Genomic DNA, 23,668 nt, shown 5'->3' on the forward strand with positions numbered 1-23,668 from the left:
CGTCCGGCCTGCGGCGCCGGCCGGTGGCGGCATCACCGTCCCGCCGCTGCCGCCGGTGCAGAACGCCGCGCCCGGCACCGCCGCAGGACGTCGTCCGCTGGGCAACGAGGACTTCGAGGAGGAGCTCGACATCCCGGAGTTCCTCCGCCAGTAGAAGGACCCCCGTGCCCCCCACCGCTCGCACGCTCGCGGCGGGCCCCTGCACGGGGGCCACGTCCCTGCCCCCACCGCTCGCAGGCTCGTCGCGGGCCCCTGCGGGAGGGCCGCCCGTGCCCCCCACCGCTCGCAGGCTCGCGGCGGGCCCCTGCACGGGGGCCGCGCGGTGAGCGCGACCTCGGCCGCCCCGCCGGCAGTGCGCCCTCGACGGGTGGTCACCGACCGGCGGGGCGGCCGCTCGCGTCCGCCCTACGACACCTTCGACCTCGGCGACCACGTCGGCGACGACCCGGCCGACGTCGCGGCCAACCGCGCCCGGCTGGCCCGCGAGCTCGGCGTGGCCGGCGACCGGCTGGTCTGGATGGAGCAGGTGCACGGCACCGGCGTCACCGTCGTCGACGGCCCGGTGGAGGGTCCGCTGCCCGCGACCGACGCCGTGGTCACCCGCACGCCCGGCCTGGTGCTGTGCGTGCTGGTCGCCGACTGCGTGCCGGTGCTGCTGGCCGACCCCGTCGCCGGGGTGGTCGCCGCCGTCCACGCCGGCCGCGAGGGTGTCCGGCAGGGCGTCGTCGCCGCCACGCTGGCGGCGATGGCCCGGCTGGGCAGCCGGCCCGCCGACACCACCGCGCTGCTCGGGCCGGCCGTCTGCGGCGCCTGCTACGAGGTGCCCCGCGCCATGCAGGCCGAGGTCGCCCGTGTCGCCCCCGCGGCCGCGGTGCGCACCCGCGCGGGGACGCCGGGGCTGGACCTGCGCGCCGGGCTCGCCGAGCTGATGACCCGCGCCGGGCTGGCGCAGGTGGTGCACGACCCGCGCTGCACCGTCGAGGACCGCCGGCTGTTCAGCCACCGTCGCGACGGCGTGACCGGGCGCCAGGCCGGCGTCACCTGGCTCGGATGAGGACCCTCCCGCCCCCACCCCTCGCCGGCGGTCGGGGCGGATCCCTGCAGGGGGGCCACGACCAGCGGGATGATCGCCGCATGAGCGCACCGGCGACCCCCGCGGCCCAGCGCCTGGCCGCCGTCCGGGAGCGGATCGCCGCGGCCGCCCGCGCCGCCGGGCGCGACCCGGCCTCGGTCGCGCTGCTGGCCGTGAGCAAGACCTGGCCGGCCGACGACGTCCGGACGCTGGTCGCGCTCGGGCAGACGGCGTTCGGGGAGAACCGCGCCCAGGAGCTCACCACCAAGGCGGCCGAGCTCGCCGACCTGCCGATCGAGTGGCACTTCGTCGGCCAGCTCCAGCGCAACAAGGCCGCCGCCGTGGCCCGCACCGGCGCCGTCGTCCACTCCGTCGACCGGCTGCCGCTGGCCCGGGCGCTGTCCCGGGCGGGGGAGGAGACCGGCCGCCCGGTCGGCGTGTTCCTCCAGGTCGACCTCGGCGGCGCCGCGGGGGAGCTGGCCGAGCGCGGCGGCGCCGACCCCGCGGACCTCCCCGCCCTCGCCGACGCCGTCGCCGCCCTGCCCTGCGTGCGGCTGCGCGGCCTCATGGCCGTCGCCCCGCGCGGGGAGGAGCCCGGCCCGGCCTTCGCCCGCCTGGCCGCGCTCGCCGAGCGGCTGCGCGCCGACCACCCCGAGGCCGCGGAGGTCTCCGCCGGCATGAGCGGCGACCTCGAGGAGGCGATCGCGGCCGGCGCCACGCTCGTGCGTGTCGGAACCGCGCTGTTCGGCTCCCGGCCTCTAGCCTCGCCCCGAGTCACACCAGTCACAGGGGCCCCACCGAGGTCCCCGGAGGAGGTCTGATGGCCGGGGCCATGCGGAAGATGGGCATCTACCTCGGGCTCGTCGAGGACGACGACGCCCGCGCCTACGGGCGCTACGACGCCCGTCAGGCCGACCCGGCCGGCCACTACGAGCCCGACCAGTACGACGGCGACCGCTACGAGGGTGACCGCTACGACGGCGACCGGTACGACGCGCGCCGCCCCGAGGGTCGCTACGAGGGTCGCTACGAGGACCGCTACGCCTCCGGCCCGCACGGCGCCGAGGCCCCCTACGGTTCCTTCGACTCCTACGGCGGCGAGTACGACCGCTACGACGACCGCCGCTACGACGACGAGCGCGACGGCGGCCGGGGGCTCGACCGCGGTCCGGGCCGCGGCGTCGAGCTGGCGCCCGCGCCCGACCCCGAGCCGGTCGCGCTGCGCCGCGGCGGGGCGACCCGCCTGGGCCTGGCGCAGCCGGCCTCCGCCGGTGCCGGCGGCATCTCCGGCCCGGCCGCCTCCGGGCCGGCCCGCCTCGGTTCCGTCGGTGGTGGCGTCGGTGGTGGTGTCGGCCTCGGCGGTGGCCTCGGAGGTGGCGCTGTCGCCGCCGGGCTGGCCGCCCGCGAGCCGGTCGCCGCGGCGCCCGAGCCGGCCCCCGCGCCGGTGCGCGAGCCCTACCGCATCACCACGCTGCACCCCAAGACCTACAACGAGGCCCGTGCCATCGGCGAGGCGTTCCGGGACGGCAGCCCGGTCATCATGAACCTCACCGAGCTCGACCACGCCGACGCGCGGCGGCTCGTCGACTTCGCAGCGGGGCTGATCTTCGGGCTGCGCGGTAGCATCGAGCCCGTCACGGCCAAGGTGTTCCTGCTCTCCCCGCAGGACGTCGACGTGACGGCCGAGGACAAGGCCAAGATCCGCGAGGGCGGTTTCTTCGACCAGTCCTGAGGTCGTCCGTCCGGCCGGGGCGCGCAGGCAGGTCGGCACGGCACCGCGGTGCCCCGGGACGAACGAGGACCGTGACTCTCTTCTGGCAGATCGTGTCGTCGATCCTGCTCGTCTTCCTCATCCTGCTGTTCGCGCGATTCGTCGTGGACTGGGTGATGGTCCTGGCGCGCAGCTGGCGCCCGTCCGGCCTGGTGGCCGCGGGGCTGGAGGTCGTCTACGCGACGACCGACCCGCCGCTGAAGGCGATCCGGAAGGTGATCCCACCCCTGAACCTGGGGTCCATCAGGCTGGACCTCGCGTTTATGGTGCTCCTGATCGCCGTCTACATCCTGCGGGGCATCACCCAGTCGCTGGCCATCGCCGCGTGACCTCAGGTCCGCACGAGGGACCGAGCGCCGCCCCGACCGACCCCCACCCGCCGTCCGACCCGAGGTGAGCCCCTTGCCACTCACGCCAGCCGACGTGCACAACGTCGTCTTCAAGAAGCCGCCGATCGGGAAGCGCGGCTACGACGAGGACGAGGTGGACGCGTTCCTCGACGTGGTGGAGGCCGAGCTCGCCCGGCTGATCGAGGAGAACAACGAGCTGCGCTCGGGCTCGAGCACCGGCCGGGTCACCGCCCAGCCCGTCGCCCCCGAGCCGGCCCCGGCGCCCGCGCCGCCGCCGCCCCCCGCGCGCGAGGACGACACCGCGCGCGCCTCGCGCATGCTGGCGCTGGCGTCGGAGACCGCCGACCGCTACGTGAACGAGGCCAAGACCCAGGCCGACCAGATGGTCGCCTCGGCGAAGACCAACAGCGAGCGGATGCTGGCCGAGGCCCGCGCCAAGAGCGAGCAGATGGTCAACGAGGCCAAGCTGCGCGCCGACTCGATGATCAGCGACGCCCGCACCCGCGCCGACACGATGGAGCGCGAGGCCCGCGCCAAGGCCGCCGCCCTCGACCAGGACGCCGAGCGCCGGCACCGCGAGGTCATGGGTCCGCTGGAGGAGAAGCGCGCCGGCCTCGAGCGCAAGATCGAGGAGCTGCGGACCTTCGAGCGCGAGTACCGCACGCGCTTCCGTTCCTACCTCGAGTCGCACCTGCGCGACCTCGACACCCGCGGCTCCGCCGAGCCGTCCTCGGCGAGCCGGCAGAACCAGCACGCACCGGCCTGAAGCGCGCGCGACGAAGGCCCCCGGACGAGCGTCCGGGGGCCCTGTCGTCTTCCCGGACCCTGCCTCACCCGTGAGGTGAGCGCCGATACAGTCACGGCGTGGTCCCGGTTGCCGGTCTCCTCGTCCTCGCCGGCCTCGGTCTGTTCGTCACCGGCGTGATGACCGACGTCACCACCTGGTATTGGGCCTGCGTGGCTGTCTGCGGCCTCGCCGCGGTGCTGCTGGTCGTCGCCCGGCTCCGCACGCCGGCGGAGAGCCGGTCACCCGTCCCGGACACCCGGACCCCGTCGGGTGCCGCCGCGACGGACCCCGGTCCGGCGGACACCGGCACTCCCCGGACCCCGGCGGAGCCGGTGCCCGCACCGCCGGTCACCGCCACCGACCCGACCGCTGCCCACCGCCACGGCCGGCACGAGGCCCCGGACGACGACGCCCGGCCGGCCGCGCCGCCACCGGTCACCCCACCGGCCACCCCACCGGCCACCGCGTCGGCCACCCCGCCGGCCCCCGCGGGACGACCGGCCGCCGGGGAGCCGGCGGAGGAGGACGTCGAGGTCACCGACCTGCTGCTGGTGGTCGACCTGACCGACGAGGTGCTCGTCGTCGACGAGCACCCGCGCTACCACCTCGGCGACTGCCGCTGGCTGGCCGGCCGGGCGACGATCCCGCTGCCGGTCGGTGAGGCGCGCACCGACGGGTTCACCCCGTGCGCGGTGTGCGGCCCCGACGCCCACCTGGCCGGGGTCGAGCGCGCTCGCCGAGCCGCCCGCCGGGCCTGAGCGGGCCTCCCTGCCCCCCCCCCGCGAGCTCGCGACTCGCGGGGGGCAGGGAGGTCCGTCGTCAGGCGCGGGCGACCCAGAAGCGCGAGCCCTGCGGCCCCTCGACCCCGGGGCCCTCGCCGGCGGCGCCGGCGTGCACGGCCGTGGCGAGCACCTCACCGGCCACCTGCTCGCCGTGCTCCGTGAGCGCCTCGGCGAGCGCGCCCTCGGCGGTCCACCACAGCTCGATGCGGTCGCTGACGGCCAGGCCGCTGGTCTTGCGGGCCTCCTGCACCAGACGCACCGCCTCGCGGACCAGGCCGGCCCGCTCCAGCTCCGGGGTCAGCTCGAGGTCCAGCGCGACGGTCAACCCGCCGCCGCTGGCCACGGTCCAGCCCTCGCGCGGAGTCTCGGTCACCACCAGGTCGCCGTCCTCGAGGGGGACGCTCGCGCCGTCGACGTCGACCGACGCCGTCCCGGCCCGGTAGGCCGACACCAGCGCGGCCGGGTCGGCCGCGGCGACGGCCTTCGCCACCGCCTGCACCTGCTTGCCCAGCCGCCGCCCGACGGCGCGGAAGTCGACCTTGACGCGGACGTCGACCAGGTCACCGCCGACCGCCGACAGATCGGCCAGCTCGGCCACGTTGAGCTCGTCGGCCACCTCGGCCACCAGGTCGCGGGGCAGGGACGCCCAGCCCGGCGCGGCGACGACGGCCCGCGCCAGCGGCTGCCGGGTGCGCATCTTGGCCGACGTGCGTGCGGAGCGGCCCAGCTCCACCAGGCGCCGGACCAGGTCCACCTGCGCCACCAGCTGCGGGTCGCGGGCGGCCTCGTCGACGGCCGGCCAGGAGGCCAGGTGCACCGAGTCGGGGGCGTCCGCGCCGAGGCCGGGTGCCACGACCGTCGTCCACACGTGGTCGGTGAGGAACGGGACGAAGGGCGCCATGAGCCGGGTCAGCCCGTCGAGCACCTCGTGCAGCGTGCCCAGCGCCGCCGGGTCGCCGTCCCAGAAGCGACGGCGGGAGCGGCGCACGTACCAGTTGGACAGGTCGTCGACGAACTGCGCGAGCAGCCGCCCGGCGCCCTGGGTGTCGAAGGCCTCCAGCGCGTCGGTGACGCCCTCGGTGACCGCGGCCAGCTGCGCCAGCGCCCAGCGGTCGAGCAGCGGCCGCTGCTCGCGCGGCGGCACCCGGTCGCTCTCCCGCCCGCCCGCCGGGTCCCAGCCGTTGCTCTCGGCGTAGAGGGTGAGGAAGCTGGCGGTGTTCCAGTAGGTCAGCAGGACCTTGCGGACCACCTCGGACAGCGTCTCGTGGCCCACCCGGCGGGCCGACCACGGCGAGCCGCCGGCCAGCATGAACCAGCGGACGGCGTCGGCGCCGTGCCGGTCCATCAGCGGGATCGGCTCGAGGATGTTGCCGAGGTGCTTGCTCATCTTGCGGCCGTCCTCGGCGAGGATGTGGCCCAGGCACAGCACGTTCTCGTAGGAGCTCTTCCCGAACACCAGGGTGCCCACGGCCATGAGCGTGTAGAACCAGCCGCGGGTCTGGTCGATCGCCTCGCAGATGAACTGGGCCGGGTAGGCGGCCTCGAACTCCTCGCGGTTGCGGTGCGGCGCGCCCCACTGCGCGAACGGCATGGAGCCCGAGTCGTACCAGGCGTCGATGACCGGCCGGACCCGCCGGTAGGTGCCCTCCTCGCCGGGGCGGGTGAAGGTCACCTCGTCGATGAAGGGTCGGTGCGGGTCGAGGTCGGCGAGATCGCGGCCGGTCAGCTCCGACAGCTCGGCCAGCGAGCCGACGGCGACCATCCGCGAGGGGTCGGCGTCGTTGCGCCAGATCGGCAGCGGCGTGCCCCAGTAGCGGTCGCGCGACAGCGCCCAGTCGACGTTGTTGTTCAGCCAGTCGCCGTAGCGGCCCCACTGGATGGTCTCCGGGTGCCAGTGCGTCTTCTCGTTCTCGGCGAGCAGCTGGTCCTTGACCGCGCTGGTGCGGATGTACCAGGACGGCTGCGCGTAGTACATCAGCGGCGTGTGGCAGCGCCAGCAGTGCGGGTAGCTGTGCTCGTAGCGCTGCTCGCGCCACAGCACGCCGCGCGACTGCAGGTCGACGACGAGGGCGTCGTCGGCGGCCTTGAAGAAGTGCCCGCCCACCAGCGGCAGCTCCGGCAGGAAGTGGCCCGACGAGTCGATCGGGTTGACCACCGGCAGGCCGTAGGAGCGGCAGACGGCGAGGTCGTCGGCCCCGAACGCGGGGGACTGGTGGACCAGCCCGGTGCCGTCGTCGGTGGTGACGTAGTCGGCGAGGACGACGAAGTGCGTGTCCTGTGGTCGTCCGTCGGGGCCCGCGGGGAACTCGACCAGCTCGAAGGGCCGCTGGTAGTGCACCCGCTCCCAGTCGCGTCCGGTGGTGCGCGCGAGGACCTCGACGCCGTCGGTGTCCCCGAAGACGGCGCCCAGCAACGGCTCGGCGACGACGAGGGTGTCCTCGCCGCGCCGGGCGACGACGTAGGTGACGTCGGGGTTGACCGCGACGGCGGTGTTGGACGGCAGGGTCCACGGCGTCGTCGTCCAGACCAGCAGGTCGGCCTTCCCGGCCCACGCACCGTCGGTGACCGGCAGCCGGACGTAGACCGAGGGGTCGGTGATCGACTCGTAGCCCTGGGCGACCTCGTGGTCGGACAGGCCGGTGCCGCAGCGCGGGCAGTAGGGGGCGACGCGGTGGTCCTCGACCAGCAGGCCCTTGTCGAAGACCTGCTTGAGCGACCACCACACGCTCTCGATGTAGGCCGGGTCCATCGTCCAGTAGGCGGTGGACATGTCGACCCAGTAGCCCATGCGGCGGGTGAGGTCGCTGAACGCGCCGACGTGCCGCATGACCGACTCCCGGCAGCGGGCGTTGAACTCGGCGATGCCGTAGCGCTCGATGTCGGGCTTGCCGGCGAAGCCGAGCTCCTGCTCGACGGCGATCTCCACGGGCAGGCCGTGACAGTCCCAGCCGGCGCGGCGGGGCACGTGCCAGCCCTGCATCGTCTTGAAGCGCGGGAAGACGTCCTTGAAGGCGCGGGCCTCGATGTGGTGGGTGCCGGGGCGGCCGTTGGCGGTGGGCGGCCCCTCGTAGAAGACCCACTGCGGCCGGCCCTGGGTCGCCGCCAGGGAGCGGGCGAACACGTCGCGGTCCTCCCAGCGCCGCAGCACGTCCTGCTCGATCGCGGGCAGGTCGACCTGGGGCGGCAGCGCACGGAACGGGGAACTCACGTCCCCATTGTCCCCGAGGCGTCGAGCGGGTTCGGGCGCCGGGGCGGCGGCCGCGATCCGGGGGTACGGGAGGATGCGCCCATGGGCGGGGCGCGGTGAACACCACGGTCACCGTCGCCCTGGCCGTCGGGGCGCTGGTCGTGCTCGTCGCCGCGATCGCCCTGCGCCTGGCCGACCGGCTCGGCCTGCCCAGCCTGCTGCTCTACCTGGCCCTCGGCGTGGCGCTCGGGGAGAGCGGCCTCGGCATCGAGTTCGAGGACTACCAGCTCACCCAGACGCTGGGGTACGCGGCCCTCGTCGTCATCCTCGCCGAGGGCGGTCTCACGACGCGGTGGGCCGACGTCCGTCGGGCGATCGGACCCGGGGTCGCGCTGTCCACCGTCGGCGTCGCGGTCAGCGTGGGGGCGACCGCGGCCGTCGGCGTCTGGGTCCTGGGCTTCGACTGGGGCTTCGCCCTCCTGCTGGCCGCGGTCATCAGCTCGACCGACGCCGCCGCGGTCTTCGCGACCCTGCGGCGGCTGCCCCTCCCGCGCCGGGTGGCCGCCTCCCTCGAGGCCGAGAGCGGACTCAACGACGCCCCGGTCATCCTGCTGGTGACCGTGCTGGCCGAGTCGCTCACGGGGGCGACGACGCAGCCGTGGTGGCTGGTCGGCCTGGTGGTGGTCGTCGAGCTCGCCGGCGGCGCCGTCATCGGGGTCGGGATCGGCTTCGGGGGCGCCGCGCTGCTGCGCCGGGTGGCGCTCCCCGTGGCCGGGTTCTACCCCCTCGCGACACTGGCGCTCTGCGTGCTCGCGTACTCGTCGGCGTCGCTGGCGCACACCTCCGGCTTCGTCGCGGTCTACCTCTGCGGACTGGTGCTGGGCAACGCCACGCTGCCGCACCGGGCGGCGAGCATCGGGTTCGCCGAGGGCATGGCATCGCTGGCCCAGATCGGCCTGTTCGTCCTGCTCGGCCTCCTCGTGTCCCCGGGCCGGCTGCCCGAGGCCGTCGGACCGGCGCTCGTCGTGGGCGGCGCGCTGCTGCTGCTCGCCCGCCCCCTGTCGGTGGCGGCCAGCCTGGTGTGGTTCCGCTTCCCGTGGGCGCAGCAGGCCTTCATCTCCTGGGCGGGCCTGCGCGGGGCGGTGCCGATCGTCGCGGCCATCATCCCGCTGACCGCGGAGGTCCCCGGGGCGACGACGGTCTTCGACACGGTCTTCGTGCTGGTCGTCGTCTTCACGATCGTGCAGGGCTGGTCGCTGCCCTGGGTGGCGCGACGCCTGCGGATCGCCACCCCGGTCACCCCTCGCGACGTGCAGGTCGAGGCGGCACCGCTGGAGGAGCTCGACGCCGAGCTGATGCAGATGCGGGTGCCCGAGGGCTCCCGGCTGCACGGCGTCTACCTGCCCGAGCTGCGGCTGCCCGAGGACGCCGCGGTGGTGCTCATCGTCCGCGACGGCCGCTCGTTCGTGCCGGACGCGACCACCCGGCTCATGCGCGGCGACCAGGCGCTGCTGGTCTCGGCCCGCCGTTCCCGCTCCGAGGCCGAGCGCCGGCTGCGGGCGGTCAGCCGCGCCGGCCGGCTGGCCACCTGGCGTGGTGAGCAGGGCGGGGCCACCGAGGCGGACTGAGCCGTCCGGTGCACCTCCGCGGACCTGCTCCGTGCACGTCCGCGGATCGGGGAGGTGCACATCCGCGGAAGTGCCCGCCGGAAGCCGTGGACGACCGCGGGGCTGTGGACGACCACGGCGACGACGAGACGCCTGACCAGCACGATCGCCGGGTGCTGCTGCGACCGACGTCGCCCGAGGGCGTCCTCATCGGGTCCCACGCGGTCTCCGGGGGGCGGATCACGCGACGTCGACTCGCCGACGGACCGTACGTCCGCGTCCTGCACGGCGTCTACGCCGACGTCTCGGTGCCGCGGGACCACCTGCTGCGGTGCCGGGCCGCCGCACTGCTCATGCCGGCCGGTGCGGCGCTGGGTGGTCGATCAGCGGCGGCCGTCCTCGGCGCCCCCGCGCCGGGCTACCGCGATCCGGTCACCGTCGTCCTCCCCGCGCCCCTGGACCTCGCCGCTGCAGACGGCCTGGGACGTGGCCGTCCTGGAGACGACGGCCACCGCCGTCGGGGTGGTCGACGCGATGCTCCGGGCAGGACACGTCGGGACGGCGGAGCTCGGCGACCTGCTGCGGCGACGCTCCGGCCGTCGCGGATCCCGGCGGGTGCGACGCGTCCTCGAACTGGCGGACGCGCGCAGTGAGTCGCCACCCGAGTCGTCCGTGCGGGTCGCCTGTGTCCTCGGCGGGCTCCCCGCGCCGGTCCCGCAGTACGAGGTCGTCGCGGACGGTCGATGGCTGGCTCGCGTCGACCTCGCGTGGCCGGCGCAGCGGGTCATCGTGGAGTACGAGGGCGAGCACCACTTCGACGGCCTGCAGATCGTCCGGGACGGCACCCGGCTGGCACGTCTCGAGGCCGCAGGCCGGCTGGTCATCCGGCTGGCCGCGCACGACCTCCGCACTCCGGACGACGTCGTCGCGAGGGTCCGGGCCGCCCTCGCGCCCGGTCGGTGACCCCCTGACGTGCACTTCCGCCGGATGTGCACCGTGCACGTCCGCGGGAGTGCCGGGCCTCAGCCGGTGAGCTCGAGGGTCTGCACGGTCTCCTCGCGGACGGCGGCCAGCAGGGCCGGGTCGGAGGAGAGGTCGCGGCCGTAGGAGGGGATGGCCTCCTCGAGCGCTCCGCGGCGGGCGGCGACCCGGTCGGGGAAGCACCGCTCGACCAGCGTGAGCATCGCCGAGACGGCGGTCGAGGCGCCCGGGGAGGCGCCCAGCAGGCCGGCGATGGAGCCGTCGGAGCCGACGATCAGCTCGGTGCCGAACTGCAGCACCCCGCGGCCGGTCCTGGCGTCCTGCTTGATCACCTGCACCCGCTGACCGGCGGTGATCATCTCCCAGTCGGCCTGCTCGGCGCGGGGCACGAACGCCGTCAGCGTGCGGTGCCGGGCGCTGCGCGACTGGAGCAGCTCGGTGACCAGGTACCGAGTCAGCTCCAGTTCGGTGCGGGCGACGCCGAGCATCGAGCCGAGGTTGTTCGGCTTGACGCTCAGCGGCAGGTCGAACACCGAGCCGGCCTTGAGGAACCTCGGCGAGAAGCCGGCGTAGGGGCCGAACAGCAGCGAGTACTCGCCGTCGACCAGGCGCAGGTCCAGGTGCGGCACCGACATCGGCGGCGCCCCGACGGCGGCCTGGCCGTAGACCTTGGCCTGGTGCTTGGTCACCAGCTCCGGGGAGCGGGTGCGCAGGAACAGACCGCTGACCGGGAAACCGCCGAAGCCGCGGATCTCGGGGATGGCGGCCTTCTGCAGCAGCGGCAGCGCGCCGCCGCCGGCGCCGACGAAGACGAACCGGGTGCGCACCGAGCGCTCCTCGCCGCTCCGCCGGTCGGTGACGGTGACCCGCCACCGGCCGTCGGCCAGCCGCTCGAGGCCGGTGACCCGCTGACCGGTGTGCACCTGCACGCCGCGGGACTCGCCCTGGGCGAGCAGCAGCCGGGTGAGCGCGCCGAAGTTGACGTCGGTGCCGGCGACCGAGCGGGTCGCGGCGACCACCTGCCCCGGGTCGCGGCCGTCCATCACCAGCGGCACCCAGCCGGCCAGCTCCGCCGGGTCGTCGGTGTACTCCAGGCCCGCGAACAGCGGCTCGGCCGACAGCGCGGCGTGCCGGTTGCGCATGTAGGCGCGGCCGTCCTCGCCGGTGACGAAGCTGACGTGCGGCACCGGGGTGATGAAGTCCTTGGGGGAGCCGGTCAGCCCGGTGCGGACCAGGTGCGACCAGAACTGGCGCGAGACTTGGAACTGCTCGTTGATGATGCGGGCCTTCGTGGTGTCCACCCGGCCGTCGGGACCGGCGGGGGTGTAGTTGAGCTCGCACAGCGCGGCGTGGCCGGTGCCGGCGTTGTTCCACGCGTCCGAGCTCTCCCCGGCGACGTCGGCCGCGGACTCGAAGACGGTGACGCCCCACTCCGGAGCGAGGACACCCAGCAGCGACGACAGGGTCGCGCTCATGATGCCGCCCCCGACGAGGACTACGTCGGGATCGGTGGCTGAACCGAGGTCGGTGGACACGACTGCCTTCCTGCTGGGGACGTGTGCCGTCTCCCGACAATCGGCCGAACGGCGCGTGAACACGAACTCACGACGGTGTGAGATGGCCCCGTTCCGGTATGAGATTGCTCACCCGCCACTCGGGTGGCGGGGACGGCGGGCCTCTGGCAGGAGCTCCGCGGGGGCGAGTCCGGGCGCGGCTATCGTCGGGGACGACCCCGACCGGCACACCACCAGCCAGGAGCCCGCCCTGACCGACGAGCCCGAGCAGGCCCGCGCCACGAGCGCCGAGGACACCACACCCGGGGACGCGACACCCGGGGAGGCGGCCCCCCGTGGGATGCCGGTCCGCCGTCCCCGCACCCGGCTGCTCCTCCTGCTCGCCGCGCTGGTGCTCCTCGCCGACCTCGGCAGCAAGCTGCTCGTCGTCGCCACGATCGACCGTGGCGAGAACGTCCGGGTCCTCGGGGGGCTGCTCTACCTCACGCACGCCCGCAACACCGGCGCCGCCTTCTCCTTCGCCGAGGGCTTCACCGTCGTGTTCACGCTGATCGCCGTCGCCGTCGCGGCGGTCATCGTGCGGACGGCGCGGCGGCTGGCGTCCCTCGGCTGGGCGGTCGCGCTGGGCCTGGTCCTCGGCGGCGCGGTGGGCAACCTCGTCGACCGAGTGTTCCGCGAGCCGGGGTTCCTCCGCGGCGGCGTGGTCGACTTCGTCTCGGTCTTCGCACCGGACGGCGAGGTGTACCCGATCTTCAACGTCGCCGACTCGGCGATCGTCTGCGGCGGTGTGCTCGGCGCGGTGCTGGCGCTGCGCGGCATCGAGTTCGACGGCAGCCGCAGCCGCGACCGCGGCGACGACGCGGTCTCCGGCGGCTGACCGCCCCCACCTGAGACGATGACGGCGTGACCTCCGGCCTGCACCGTGCGCTGCCGGTGCCCGACGGACTGGAGGGCCAGCGGGTCGACCAGGCGCTGACCCGGCTGTTCGGGCTGTCGCGGGCGGTCGCCGCCGAGCTGGCCGACACCGAGCGGGTGTGGGTCGACGGCCGGGTGCGCGGCAAGGGCGACCGGCTGACCGGCGGCAGCTGGCTCGAGGTCGAGCTGCCCCCGCCGCCCGGCGAGCCGCCCGCGCCCGAGCCGGTGGCCGGGCTGACCGTCGTCCACGACGACGACGACGTCGTGGTCGTGGACAAGCCGGTCGGCGTCGCGGCCCACCCCAGCCCCGGCTGGGACGGCCCGACCGTCGTCGGCGGGCTGGCCGCGGCCGGCTACCGGGTCTCCACCTCCGGCGCCGCCGAGCGGCAGGGCGTGGTGCACCGGCTCGACGCCGCGACGACGGGGCTGATGGTCGTGGCCAAGAGCGAGCGGGCCTACACCGTGCTCAAGGCGGCGTTCAAGGAACGGACGGTCGACAAGGGGTACTCCGCGCTCGTGCAGGGCCACCCCGACCCGTCGCGCGGCACGATCGACGCCCCGATCGACCGGCACCCCCGCCACGACTGGAGGTTCGCCGTCGTCACCGGCGGGCGGCCGTCGGTGACGCACTACGAGGTCGTCGAGGCCTTCCCGGCGGCGAGCCTGGTCGACGTCCACCTGGAGACCGGGCGCACCCACCAGATCCGCGTGCACTTCTCGGCGATGCGCCACCCGTGCGTCGGTGACACGACCTACGGCGCCGACCCGACGCTGGCCGCCCGGCTCGGCGTCGAGCGGCAGTGGCTGCACGCGGTGCGGCTCGGCTTCGCCCACCCGGCCGACGGGCGCTGGGTCGAGTTCACCAGCTCCTACCCGCCCGACCTCGCCGGCGCCCTGACGATCCTGCGCGCCGAGTCCTGAGGCCGTGCGCGCCGGACCGTGACCGAGCTGCCCGCCTCCCTCGCCGCCTTCGGGCCCGCGACGCTCTCGGTCGTCGTCGTGGCCGTCTACCTGGTGATCGGCGAGCCCTTCGTCGGGCACGTGCTGCACCGCCGGTTCGAGGCCCGGCTGCGCGCCGACCCCGCCGCCCGGCGCTCGTTCTACCGGCGGCTGCTGGTCCTCGAGTGGGGCCTGGCGCTGCTCGCCGTCGTCCTCTGGCTGTCCTCACCCGGGGTGGACGCCGCGGCCGTCGGGCTGGCCTGGCCCACCGGCTGGCCCGGCCCGGTCACGGGGACGGCGACCGTGCTGGTGCTGGTGCTCTCGCTGGTGTCGGTGCGGGCCCTGCGCGGCGGCGCGCTGGTGCGGGCGAGCGCGCCGCGCCGGCCGGGGGAGGGGCGGCACGCCGAGCCCGAGGGCGCCGCCACCCTGGCCCTGCTGCCCCGCACCCGGCTCGAGCGGCGGCTGTTCGCCGTCGTCGGCGTGACCGCCGGCGTGTGCGAGGAGTGGCTCTACCGCGGGTTCTTCCTCGCCGTGGTGGCCGCGGTCGGCGCGGGACTGCCGGTGCCGGTGCTGGTGCTCCTCGGCGCGGTCGCCTTCGGCCTGGCGCACGCCTACCAGGGCGTCCCCGGGATCGTGCTCACCGGGGTCCTCGGCGGGGTGTTCGCCGCGCTGTACCTCGACACCGGGTCGCTGCTGCTGCCGGTGCTGCTGCACGCCGCGGTGGACCTGCGGTTCCTGCTCGTGCCGGCCTCGGCGCTGCCCGAGGTGCTCCCCGCGCCGCGGCCGGCCGGGGGGGCGACGGCGTGAGCGGGCCCACCGCGACGGTGGCCACCGCCGCCGACCGGCCCGGGCTCGTGGCGCTGCGCACCCGCGTCTTCGTCGAGGAGCAGGGCGTGCCGCCGGAGGTCGAGCAGGACGCCGCCGACGCCACGGCCGTCCACGTCGTGGCCCGCGACGCCGCCGGCCGGGTGGTGGCCACCGGCCGGCTGCTGGAGCGCGACGGGCGGGGGGTGGTCGGCCGGATGGCGGTCGACGCGGTCGCCCGCGGCGGCGGGTACGGCGCCGCGGTGCTGGCCGAGCTGCACCGGCAGGCGGTGCTGCGCGGGCTGACCGAGGTCGAGCTGCACGCCCAGGTTCCCGCCCGGGGCTTCTACGAGCGGGCCGGCTACACCGCCGTCGGCGGCGAGTACACCGAGGCCGGCATCGCGCACGTCACCATGCGCCGTGCGCTCTGAGAGGGGCGTGTGACGGGACGGTCCCGCCGCGCCGAGACACGTCCTGTCAGACCCTCGGCGTAGACAGCCGCCAGTGCGAGGATCGACAGGGCCGGCCCGGGCCTGCGACGGTCCCTCGCACGAGGAGCACCGCACCGCCCCGGTCTTCCCCGCCGGTCGCCCGCCGGAGCACCCGCCGGCCGGGTCAGCACGACCTGTGAGGAGCGCCGCACCGCCGTGAGCAGTCCGACCCGAGGATCTGGGACCGACTCGTTCGTGCACCTGCACGTGCACACCGAGTACTCGATGCTCGACGGGGCGGCGAAGCTGCCCGAGGTCACGAAGGCCGCCGCCGAGTACGGCATGCCGGCCCTGGCGATGACCGACCACGGCAACGTCTTCGGCGCCTACGACTTCTACAAGCAGGCCAGGGCCGCCGGCGTCAAGCCGATCATCGGCATGGAGGGCTACTACACGCCCGGGTCGCGCTTCGACCGCGCTCCCTTCGACTTCGGCGACAACCTCATCGACGAGGACGGCGAGGGCGGGTCGTCCCGCGGCAAGGCCGCGTACACGCACATGACGCTGCTGGCCCGCACCACCGAGGGGATGCACAACCTCTTCCGCATCTCCTCGATGGCCAGTCTCGAGGGGCAGTACCGCAAGCCCCGGTTCGACCGCGACCTGCTGGAGCGCTACGGCACGGGCCTCATCGCCACCACCGGCTGCCCCTCCGGTGAGGTCAACATGTGGCTGCGGGCCGGCAAGCACGACAAGGCCCGGCAGGCCGCCGCCGACTTCCAGGACATCTTCGGGCGGGAGAACTTCTACGCCGAGGTCATGGACCACGGGCTGGCCATCGAGAAGAAGACCCGTCCGGCGCTGCTGGGGATCGCCGAGGAGCTCGGCATCCCGCTGCTGGGCACCAACGACCTGCACTACACGCACCGCGAGGACGCCGAGGCGCACGACGCGCTGCTGTGCATCCAGACCGGCTCGCGGCTGAACGAGACCAACCGCTTCAAGTTCAACGGCGACGGCTACTACCTGAAGTCGGCCGCCGAGATGCGCGCGCTGTTCAGCGAGCTGCCCGAGGCCTGTGACAACACGCTGCTGGTGGCCGAGCAGTGCGAGGTGGAGTTCACCGAGGGTGCCGACCTGATGCCCCGGTTCCCGCTGCCCCCGGGGGAGGACGAGACCTCCTGGTTCGTCAAGGAGGTCGAGCGCGGGCTGCACAAGCGCTGGCCGGGCGGCATCCCCGACCACGTGCGCAAGCAGGCCGACTACGAGGTCGGGATCATCACCCAGATGGGCTTCCCGGGGTACTTCCTCGTGGTCGCCGACTTCATCAACTGGGCCAAGGACAACGGCATCCGCGTCGGCCCGGGCCGTGGCTCGGCCGCCGGCTCGCTGGCCGCCTACGCCATGGGCATCACCGATCTCGACCCGCTGGCGCACGGGCTGATCTTCGAGCGGTTCCTCAACCCCGAGCGCGTCTCCATGCCCGACGTCGACATCGACTTCGACGACCGCCGCCGCGGCGAGGTCATCCAGTACGTCTCGCAGAAGTACGGCGAGGAGCGGGTCAGCCAGATCGTCACCTACGGCACCATCAAGGCCAAGGCCGCGATCAAGGACGCCGCCCGCGTGCTCGACCGGCCGTACTCGGTGGGCGACGAGCTGACCAAGCTCATGCCCCCGGACGTGATGGGCAAGGGCATCCCGCTGGCGGGGGTCTTCGATCCGGCCCACCCGCGCTACAAGGAGGCCGCGGAGTTCCGCGCGCGCTACGAGTCCGACCCCGGTGCGGCCGAGGTCGTCGACCAGGCCCGCAAGCTCGAGGGTCTGAAGCGCCAGTGGGGCGTGCACGCCGCCGGCGTCATCATCGGCCGCTACCCGCTGATCGACTCGATCCCGATCATGCGGCGCGAGGCCGACGGCGCCGTCATCACGCAGTTCGACTACCCGACCTGCGAGACGCTCGGCCTGCTCAAGATGGACTTCCTGGGGCTGCGCAACCTCACCGTCATCGACGACGCGCTGCGCAACATCGTCGCGAACGGCAAGGAGCCGATCGACCTCGACGAGATCAGCAAGGACCTCACCGACCCGGCCACCTACGCGCTGCTCTCCCGGGGCGACACCCTCGGCGTCTTCCAGTTCGACGGCGGGCCGATGCGCTCGCTGCTCCGGCTGATGCGGCCGGACAACTTCGAGGACATCTCCGCCGTCGGCGCGCTCTACCGGCCGGGCCCGATGGGTGCCAACTCGCACACCAACTACGCGCTGCGCAAGAACGGCCAGCAGGAGATCACGCCGATCCACCCGGAGCTGGCCGAGCCGCTCGAGGAGATCCTCGGCACGACCTACGGCCTGATCGTCTACCAGGAGCAGGTCATGGCGATCGCGCAGAAGGTCGCCGGGTACTCCCTCGGCAAGGCCGACCTGCTGCGCCGCGCGATGGGCAAGAAGAAGAAGTCGGTCCTCGACGCCGAGTTCGTCGGCTTCGAGGCGGGTATGAAGGATCGCTTCTCCGCCGCCGCGATCAAGACGCTGTGGGACATCCTCGTCCCCTTCGCCGACTACGCCTTCAACAAGGCGCACTCGGCGGCCTACGGCCTGGTCTCGTACTGGACGGCGTACCTCAAGGCCAACTACCCGGCCGAGTACATGGCCGGGCTGCTCACCAGCGTCGGCGACGACAAGGACCGCCGGCCGATCTACCTCGCCGAGTGCCGGCGGATGGGCATCAAGGTGCTCCCCCCGGACGTCAACGAGTCGTCCTGGGACTTCACCGCCGTCGGCACCGACATCCGCTTCGGCCTGGCGTCGGTGCGCAACGTCGGGCACAACGTCGTCGACTCGATCCGCCGGGCCCGCGAGGAGAAGGGCGCCTTCAAGGACTTCGCGGACTTCATGCGCAAGATCGACACGGTGGCCTGCAACAAGAAGGTCGTCGAGTCGCTGGCCAAGGCCGGGGCGTTCGACTCCCTCGGCCACTCCCGGCAGGGCATCGTCGCGGTCCACGCCCAGGCCGTCGACTCCGCGATGGCGCTCAAGCGGAAGGAGGCCGAGGGGCAGTTCGACCTGTTCGGCAGCTTCGGCGACGGCGCGGGGGAGGACGACCCGTTCGGCGGGGCCCTGGACATCGCGATCCCCACGGCGGACTGGTCGAAGTCCGAGCGGCTGGTCTTCGAACGCGACATGCTCGGCCTCTACGTCTCCGACCACCCGCTGCACGGCGTGGAGCACGTGCTCGCGGCGAACGCGGACACCCCGATCGCCGAGATCAACGCCGGCGGCGTCGAGGACGGCGCCAACGTGACGATCGCCGGCATCCTCACCTCGGTCTCCCCGCGCACGAACAAACAGGGCGCGCCCTGGGCCATCGCGACGCTGGAGGACCTCGAGTCCGGCATCGAGGTGCTCTTCTTCCCGAAGACCTGGGCGGAGGTCTCGGAGAAGATCGTCCGCGACCAGATCGTCGCGGTGAAGGGGCGGATCAGCCGGCGCGACGACCAGCCCTCCCTGTTCGGCTCCGAGGTGACCATCCCCGAGCTCAGCGAGGGCCCCCGCGGCCCGGTGCTGGTGTCGATGGCGGCGGCCCGCTGCACCCCGCCGGTGGTGGAGCGGCTGCGCGAGGTCCTCGGCAGCCACCCCGGGACGACCGAGGTGCACCTCAAGCTGGTCAACGGCGGCCGGGAGACGGTGCTGCGGCTGGACCAGGGGCTGCGGGTGCGCCCGAGCACGGCGCTGATGGGTGACATCAAGGCGCTGCTGGGTCCCACCAGCGTCGCCCTGCTCTGAGCGGCGGGGTTCACTGGGAGCCGTGAGCAGCCCCTCCCCGGTCCCCGACGGCCCGTCGGTCCCCGGTGGTCCGGGCGGGCCCGGCCGGTCGACCGTCCCCATGGTGGTCGCGGCCGCCCCGGCCCGGCCGGCCGGCCGGCAGGTGCTGCTGGAGCTGCGGTCGGACCTGCGGGGCGCCGTCGTCTGGGCCGGCCTGCTGGGGCTGACCGGACTGGTCGTCGGCCTGCTGTGGGCCCGGCTGGCGCCGCGTGCCCGGTTCGAGGTCGTCGAGGGCGGCGCGGTGCCGCTCGGCCGCCCGTCGGCCGAGCTGCTGGTCGCCGACGACGCGGTCCTCGTGCTGCTGCTCGTGGGCCTGGGGCTGCTGGCCGGGGGCGCGGCGTGGGCGGTGCGCCGCCGCCGTGGGGTGGCCTGGCTGCTCGGCACCGCGCTGGGGACCGGCATCGCCGGGGTGCTGGCCTGGCAGCTGGGCGAGGCGCTGGCACCGGGGCCGACCGCAGCGCAGCTGGCCGACGTCGGCACCCGGGTGAGCACCGGGCTGCAGCTGTCCTCGCCGCCGGCGCTGGCCGCCGGGCCGTTCGCCGCGCTGCTGGTCTACGTCGTGGCGGCGCTGTTCGCCGCGTCGGACGACCTCGGCCGCGGGGAGCCCGGCCGTGGGCCCTCGCCGGCCGCGGCACCCCCGCCCCCGCCCTGAGCCCGTGAGGGTGGGGGCGGTCCGCTAGTTGAGGCTGCTCGGCCCGGCGAACTGGTGCAGCGGTACGGGTACGGCGCCGACGGACTCCAGCAGGGTCAGCTCCCGCCGCAGCATCCGGCTCTCGGCCACCAGCCGCCGCCGGGTCGCCGACTCGGCCAGCAGCGCCTGCCGGTCCTCGGTGGTGAGCAGTGCCGCCGAGGCCACCAGGTAGGACAGCGCCCGCGGGTCGTCGCCCACCGCCTGCAGCAGCGCGCCGACACCGGTCGGGTCGAGGTCGCTCTCCGCGAGCTCGGCGGCCGCCTCGCCCGCCTCGTCCTGCCCGAGGCCCGCCTGCAGCCCCGCGACGGCGGTGACGTAGCGGGTGAACAGGCCGCCGACACCGCGGTGCAGCACGTCGAGCGACCCGCTGGCCACCTCCCGCACCAGCCCCTCGTCGAGGCCCGACCCGCCGGCCGCGGGGGAGTTCAGGACCTCCTCCTGGTCGCCGGCGGCCTCCTCGGCCGCCTCCTCCTCGGAGAGCCACTCGACCTCGGCCTGCAGGTAGGGCGGGTCCTCGCCGACGACGACCTCGAGCAACCGGAACCGGTCCCCGCCGACGGTGACGACGCCGAAGCCGCCGTCGGGCTGCGGCCGCACCGCCTGGACCACCGCGCTGCAGCCGACGTCGTAGAGCGCCTCGGCCGGTGCCACCCGCTCGACCTCCCAGCCCTGCCGGATCGCGACCACGCCGAAGAAGCGCCGGCCGCTGCCCTCGGGCAGGGCCTGCAGGTCACGCACCAGCGCCCGGTAGCGGGGCTCGAACACGTGCAGCGGCAGGACGATCCCGGGGAACAGCGGCGACCCGAGCGGGAACAGCGGGATGAGGTCGCCCACACCGCCGAGCCTACGGGCACCGGCGGCGCGCACGACGCGGTCGTGGTGCGCGCCACCCGGCCGTGCCCCGCCGACCCGTCCGAGAGGCGACGTGGCCCCTCACCGGTGCCCGCCGGGCCGCGGGGCGCTGACTACCCTGGGGATCCCCGTCGTCCCCCGGAGGTCCCCCGTGCTCGCCCGCATCGACCTGCGCGGTTCCGCGCTGCCGGGGGTCCGCGACCTGGCCGGCCTGCTGCCGCGTGCCGCCACCGACATCGACTCCGTCCTGGCCACCGTCCGCCCGCTGTGCGAGGACGTCCGGATCCGCGGGGCCCAGGCGGTCCGCGAGATCACCGCCCGCCTCGACGGTGTCGACGCCGAGGACTTCACCGTCCCGCCCGCGGCGCTGCAGGCGGCCCTCGACGGCATCGACCCCGCCGTCCGCGCCGCTCTGGAGGAGTCGATCGCCCGCGTCCGGCGGGTGCACGCCGACCAGGCCCGCACCGACGTCACCACGCAGGTGGTCCGCGGCGGCACGGTCACCGAGCGCTGGGTGCCGGTGCGCCGGGTGGGCCTCTACGTGCCCGGCGGGCTGGCGCCGCTGCTGTCGAGCGTGGTCATGAACGTCGTCCCCGCGCAGATCGCCGGCGTCGAGTCGATCGCCGTCGCCTCCCCGCCGCAGCGCGACAACGGCGGCCTGCCCGACCCCGGCGTCCTGGCCGCGTGCGCGCTGCTGGGCGTCACCGAGGTGCACGCCGTCGGCGGGGCGCAGGCGATCGCCGTCTTCGGTTACGGCGCGGGCTCCTGCGAGCCGGTCGACCTGGTCACCGGTCCCGGCAACGTCTACGTCACCGCCGCCAAGCGGCTGCTGCGCGGGCTGATCGGCATCGACTCCGAGGCCGGCCCCACCGAGGTCGCCGTCCTCGCCGACGACACCGCCGACCCGGTGCACGTCGCCGCGGACCTGATCAGCCAGGCCGAGCACGACCCGCTGGCCGGCGCGGTGCTGGTGACGACGAGCGAGGCGCTGGCCGACGCCGTGCTCGACCTGGTCCCCGCCCAGGTCGCGGCCACCAAGCACGCCCAGCGGATCACCACCGCGCTGGACGGCAGCCAGTCGGGCATCGTCCTGGTCGACGACCTCGACGCCGGCCTCGCGGTGGTCGACGCCTACGCCGCCGAGCACCTCGAGATCCAGACCCGGGACGCCCGCGAGGTGGCGCTGCGGGTGCGCAACGCCGGCGCGGTCTTCGTCGGCGCCTGGTCGCCGGTGTCGCTGGGCGACTACATCGCCGGGTCCAACCACGTGCTGCCCACCGGCGGCTGCGCGCGGCACTCCAGCGGCCTGTCGGTGCAGTCGTTCCTGCGCGGCATCCACGTCGTCGAGTACGACGAGCAGGCGCTGGCCGAGGTGGCCGGGCACGTCGACGCCCTCGCGCACGCCGAGGACCTGCCCGCCCACGCGGCCGCCGTCCGGCTCCGGCAGCGGTCGTGACCTCCCTGGAGGAGCTCCCGCTGCGGCCGGAGCTGCGCGGCCGCACGCCCTACGGCGCCCCGCAGCTGCAGGTGCGGTACCGGCTCAACACCAACGAGAACCCGCACCCGCTGCCGGACGAGCTGCTGGCCACGCTCGGTGAGGCGCTCGGGCACGCGGCGCTGGAGCTCAACCGCTACCCCGACCGGGACGCCGTGGCACTGCGGGCCGACCTCGCCGCGTACCTCGGCCGTGGCGGGGAGCGGATCGAGCCGGCGCAGGTGTGGGCGGCCAACGGCAGCAACGAGGTGCTGCAACAGCTGCTGCAGGCCTTCGGCGGCGCCGGGCGGACGGCGCTGGGCTTCACGCCGTCGTACTCGATGCACCCGATCATCTCGGCCGGCACCGGCACCGCGTGGGTCGACGGGCACCGCCGCGAGGACTTCACCATCGACGCGGCGCAGGCGGCCGCCCAGGTGCGCGAGGTCCGGCCCGACGTCGTCTTCGTGACCAGCCCGAACAACCCCACCGGCACGGCCGTCGCGCTGGAGACGATCGAGGAGGTCTACGCCGCCACCGCCGGCGTGGTCGTCGTCGACGAGGCCTACGCCGAGTTCGCCCGCGCCGGGACGCCGTCGGCACTGAGCCTGCTGCCGGGCCGCCCGCGGCTGGTGGTCAGCCGCACGATGAGCAAGGCCTTCGGCATGGCGGGGCTGCGGCTGGGCTACCTGGCCGCCGCCCCGGCCGTCGTCGACGCGGTGCAGCTGGTGCGGCTGCCCTACCACCTGTCCTCGCTCACCCAGGCGGCCGCGCGGGCGGCGCTGGCGCACACCGACGCGCTGCTGGCCACCGTCGACGCGGTCAAGGACCAGCGCGACCGGATCGTCGCGGCGCTGCCGGCGATGGGCCTGACCAGCGTGCCCAGCGACGCCAACTTCGTCCTCTTCGGCCGGTTCGCCGACGCACCGGCCGCCTGGCGGGCGCTGCTCGAGCGCGACGTCCTCGTCCGCGACGTCGGCCTGCCCGGCTGGCTGCGGGTCACCGCCGGCACGCCTGCGGAGACCGACGCCTTCCTCACCGCGCTGGGTGAGGTCGCCCCCGACCACCGCCTGGGAGACTGAGACCCATGAGCCGTACTGCACGCGTGGAGCGGGCGACCAGCGAGACCAAGCTCGTCGTCGAGCTCGACCTCGACGGCACCGGCAAGAGCTCGATCAGCACCGGCGTGGGTTTCTACGACCACATGCTCACCGCGCTGTCCAAGCACAGCGGGATCGACCTGACCGTCCAGGCCGACGGCGACCTGCACATCGACGCCCACCACACCGTCGAGGACGTCGCGATCGCGCTCGGCCAGGCCTTCGCCGAGGCGCTGGGGGACAAGAAGGGGATCACCCGCTACGGCGACGCCACGATCCCCATGGACGAGGTCCTCGTGCAGGCCGCCGTCGACCTCTCCGGCCGGCCGTACTTCGTGCACGCCGAGCCCGAGACGATGACGCCGGTGATCGGGCCGGACTACCCGACGTCGCTGACCAGGCACGTCCTCGAGTCCTTCGCCTTCAACGCCCGGATCACCCTGCACGTGCGGGTGCTCTACGCCGGTCGCGACGCCCACCACATCGTCGAGGGCCAGTTCAAGGCGCTGGCCCGCGCGCTGCGGACGGCGGTCGCGATCGACCCGCGGGTCGCCGACGTCCCGTCCACCAAGGGCGCGCTGTAGCC

20 protein-coding genes are annotated in these 23,668 nt (G+C 74.7%); 17 read left to right on the plus strand and 3 right to left on the minus strand.

Annotation, left to right across the window (positions count from 1 at the left end):
- Positions 1-322: 322 nt before the first annotated feature.
- The 6 genes from pgeF to ABQ292_RS16295 all read left to right on the plus strand — a co-directional run bounded on the left by pgeF (position 323) and on the right by ABQ292_RS16295 (position 4,738).
- A complete protein-coding gene (gene pgeF, locus ABQ292_RS16270; RefSeq protein ID WP_369208235.1) occupies positions 323-1,054 on the plus strand; it encodes a peptidoglycan editing factor PgeF in 732 nt (243 codons plus the stop codon).
- Between the two features lie 80 nt (positions 1,055-1,134).
- Positions 1,135-1,893: a YggS family pyridoxal phosphate-dependent enzyme gene (locus ABQ292_RS16275; protein ID WP_369208237.1), complete on the plus strand. Its 759-nt coding sequence runs from the start codon at positions 1,135-1,137 to the stop codon at positions 1,891-1,893.
- A complete protein-coding gene (locus ABQ292_RS26700) occupies positions 1,893-2,804 on the plus strand; it encodes a cell division protein SepF (RefSeq protein ID WP_438940598.1) in 912 nt (303 codons plus the stop codon). The genes ABQ292_RS16275 and ABQ292_RS26700 overlap by 1 nt, the downstream gene beginning before the upstream one ends.
- A 71-nt stretch (positions 2,805-2,875) precedes the next feature.
- A complete protein-coding gene (locus ABQ292_RS16285) occupies positions 2,876-3,172 on the plus strand; it encodes a YggT family protein (RefSeq protein ID WP_204690551.1) in 297 nt (98 codons plus the stop codon).
- 64 nt (positions 3,173-3,236) lie between these two features.
- A complete protein-coding gene (locus ABQ292_RS16290) occupies positions 3,237-3,959 on the plus strand; it encodes a DivIVA domain-containing protein (RefSeq protein ID WP_369208239.1) in 723 nt (240 codons plus the stop codon).
- 98 nt (positions 3,960-4,057) lie between these two features.
- Entirely contained in the window at positions 4,058-4,738 is a 681-nt protein-coding gene (locus ABQ292_RS16295; protein ID WP_369208241.1) for a hypothetical protein, read from the plus strand.
- Positions 4,739-4,799: 61 nt separating this feature from the next.
- Here ABQ292_RS16295 and ileS read toward each other — a convergent pair whose 3' ends face one another.
- Positions 4,800-7,970 (minus strand): isoleucine--tRNA ligase, encoded by a 3,171-nt coding sequence (gene ileS / locus ABQ292_RS16300; RefSeq protein ID WP_369208242.1) that lies wholly within the window; start codon positions 7,968-7,970, stop codon positions 4,800-4,802.
- Positions 7,971-8,065: 95 nt separating this feature from the next.
- Between ileS and ABQ292_RS16305 the strand changes: the two genes are divergently transcribed.
- A complete protein-coding gene (locus tag ABQ292_RS16305; RefSeq protein WP_369208243.1) occupies positions 8,066-9,577 on the plus strand; it encodes a potassium/proton antiporter in 1,512 nt (503 codons plus the stop codon).
- Positions 9,578-10,042: 465 nt separating this feature from the next.
- Complete coding sequence (locus tag ABQ292_RS16310) at positions 10,043-10,519, plus strand: endonuclease domain-containing protein (RefSeq protein WP_369208245.1); 477 nt, start codon at positions 10,043-10,045, stop codon at positions 10,517-10,519.
- 59 nt (positions 10,520-10,578) lie between these two features.
- Here the strand turns inward: ABQ292_RS16310 and mqo are convergent, their stop codons facing one another.
- Positions 10,579-12,072, minus strand: coding sequence for a malate dehydrogenase (quinone) (mqo, locus tag ABQ292_RS16315; protein WP_369208247.1), 1,494 nt, complete (start codon positions 12,070-12,072; stop codon positions 10,579-10,581).
- Positions 12,073-12,391: 319 nt separating this feature from the next.
- On the opposite strand from mqo, the gene lspA reads away from it, so the two are divergent.
- The 6 genes from lspA (at position 12,392) to ABQ292_RS16345 (ending at position 19,617) form a co-directional block, all read left to right on the plus strand.
- Positions 12,392-12,928, plus strand: a complete 537-nt coding sequence (gene lspA / locus ABQ292_RS16320) for a signal peptidase II (protein ID WP_369208249.1) — start codon at positions 12,392-12,394, stop codon at positions 12,926-12,928.
- Positions 12,929-12,954: 26 nt separating this feature from the next.
- Positions 12,955-13,887 carry an RluA family pseudouridine synthase gene (locus ABQ292_RS16325; protein WP_369208251.1) on the plus strand — a complete coding sequence of 311 codons (933 nt, stop codon included), beginning with the start codon at positions 12,955-12,957 and terminating at the stop codon, positions 13,885-13,887.
- 18 nt (positions 13,888-13,905) lie between these two features.
- Positions 13,906-14,712 (plus strand): CPBP family intramembrane glutamic endopeptidase, encoded by an 807-nt coding sequence (locus ABQ292_RS16330; RefSeq protein ID WP_369208253.1) that lies wholly within the window; start codon positions 13,906-13,908, stop codon positions 14,710-14,712.
- Positions 14,709-15,140, plus strand: coding sequence for a GNAT family N-acetyltransferase (locus tag ABQ292_RS16335; protein ID WP_369208255.1), 432 nt, complete (start codon positions 14,709-14,711; stop codon positions 15,138-15,140). Before ABQ292_RS16330 ends, ABQ292_RS16335 begins: the two co-directional genes overlap by 4 nt.
- Before the next feature lie 216 nt (positions 15,141-15,356).
- A complete protein-coding gene (gene dnaE / locus ABQ292_RS16340; protein WP_369208257.1) occupies positions 15,357-18,926 on the plus strand; it encodes a DNA polymerase III subunit alpha in 3,570 nt (1,189 codons plus the stop codon).
- Positions 18,927-18,948: 22 nt separating this feature from the next.
- Entirely contained in the window at positions 18,949-19,617 is a 669-nt protein-coding gene (locus ABQ292_RS16345; RefSeq protein WP_369208259.1) for a hypothetical protein, read from the plus strand.
- Between the two features lie 24 nt (positions 19,618-19,641).
- Here the strand turns inward: ABQ292_RS16345 and ABQ292_RS16350 are convergent, their stop codons facing one another.
- Entirely contained in the window at positions 19,642-20,490 is an 849-nt protein-coding gene (locus tag ABQ292_RS16350; protein WP_369208261.1) for an LON peptidase substrate-binding domain-containing protein, read from the minus strand.
- 169 nt (positions 20,491-20,659) lie between these two features.
- Between ABQ292_RS16350 and hisD the strand changes: the two genes are divergently transcribed.
- The 3 genes from hisD to hisB are packed head-to-tail and all read left to right on the plus strand — an operon-like array spanning position 20,660 to position 23,666.
- Positions 20,660-21,964: a histidinol dehydrogenase gene (gene hisD / locus ABQ292_RS16355; protein WP_369208263.1), complete on the plus strand. Its 1,305-nt coding sequence runs from the start codon at positions 20,660-20,662 to the stop codon at positions 21,962-21,964.
- Positions 21,961-23,064, plus strand: a complete 1,104-nt coding sequence (locus ABQ292_RS16360; protein WP_369208265.1) for a histidinol-phosphate transaminase — start codon at positions 21,961-21,963, stop codon at positions 23,062-23,064. Before hisD ends, ABQ292_RS16360 begins: the two co-directional genes overlap by 4 nt.
- A 5-nt stretch (positions 23,065-23,069) precedes the next feature.
- Positions 23,070-23,666 (plus strand): imidazoleglycerol-phosphate dehydratase HisB, encoded by a 597-nt coding sequence (gene hisB, locus ABQ292_RS16365; RefSeq protein ID WP_369208267.1) that lies wholly within the window; start codon positions 23,070-23,072, stop codon positions 23,664-23,666.
- Positions 23,667-23,668: the final 2 nt, after the last annotated feature.

Source organism: Geodermatophilus maliterrae, from assembly GCF_041018925.1.
Taxonomy (GTDB): domain Bacteria; phylum Actinomycetota; class Actinomycetes; order Mycobacteriales; family Geodermatophilaceae; genus Geodermatophilus; species Geodermatophilus maliterrae.

Coding starts and splice junctions, on each gene's coding strand:
- ABQ292_RS16275 (WP_369208237.1), top strand. CDS start 1,135: ATGAGCGCACCGGCGACCCCCGCGGCCCAGCGCCTGGCCGCCGTCCGG.
- ABQ292_RS26700 (WP_438940598.1), top strand. CDS start 1,893: ATGGCCGGGGCCATGCGGAAGATGGGCATCTACCTCGGGCTCGTCGAG.
- lspA (WP_369208249.1), top strand. CDS start 12,392: ATGCCGGTCCGCCGTCCCCGCACCCGGCTGCTCCTCCTGCTCGCCGCG.
- hisB (WP_369208267.1), top strand. CDS start 23,070: ATGAGCCGTACTGCACGCGTGGAGCGGGCGACCAGCGAGACCAAGCTC.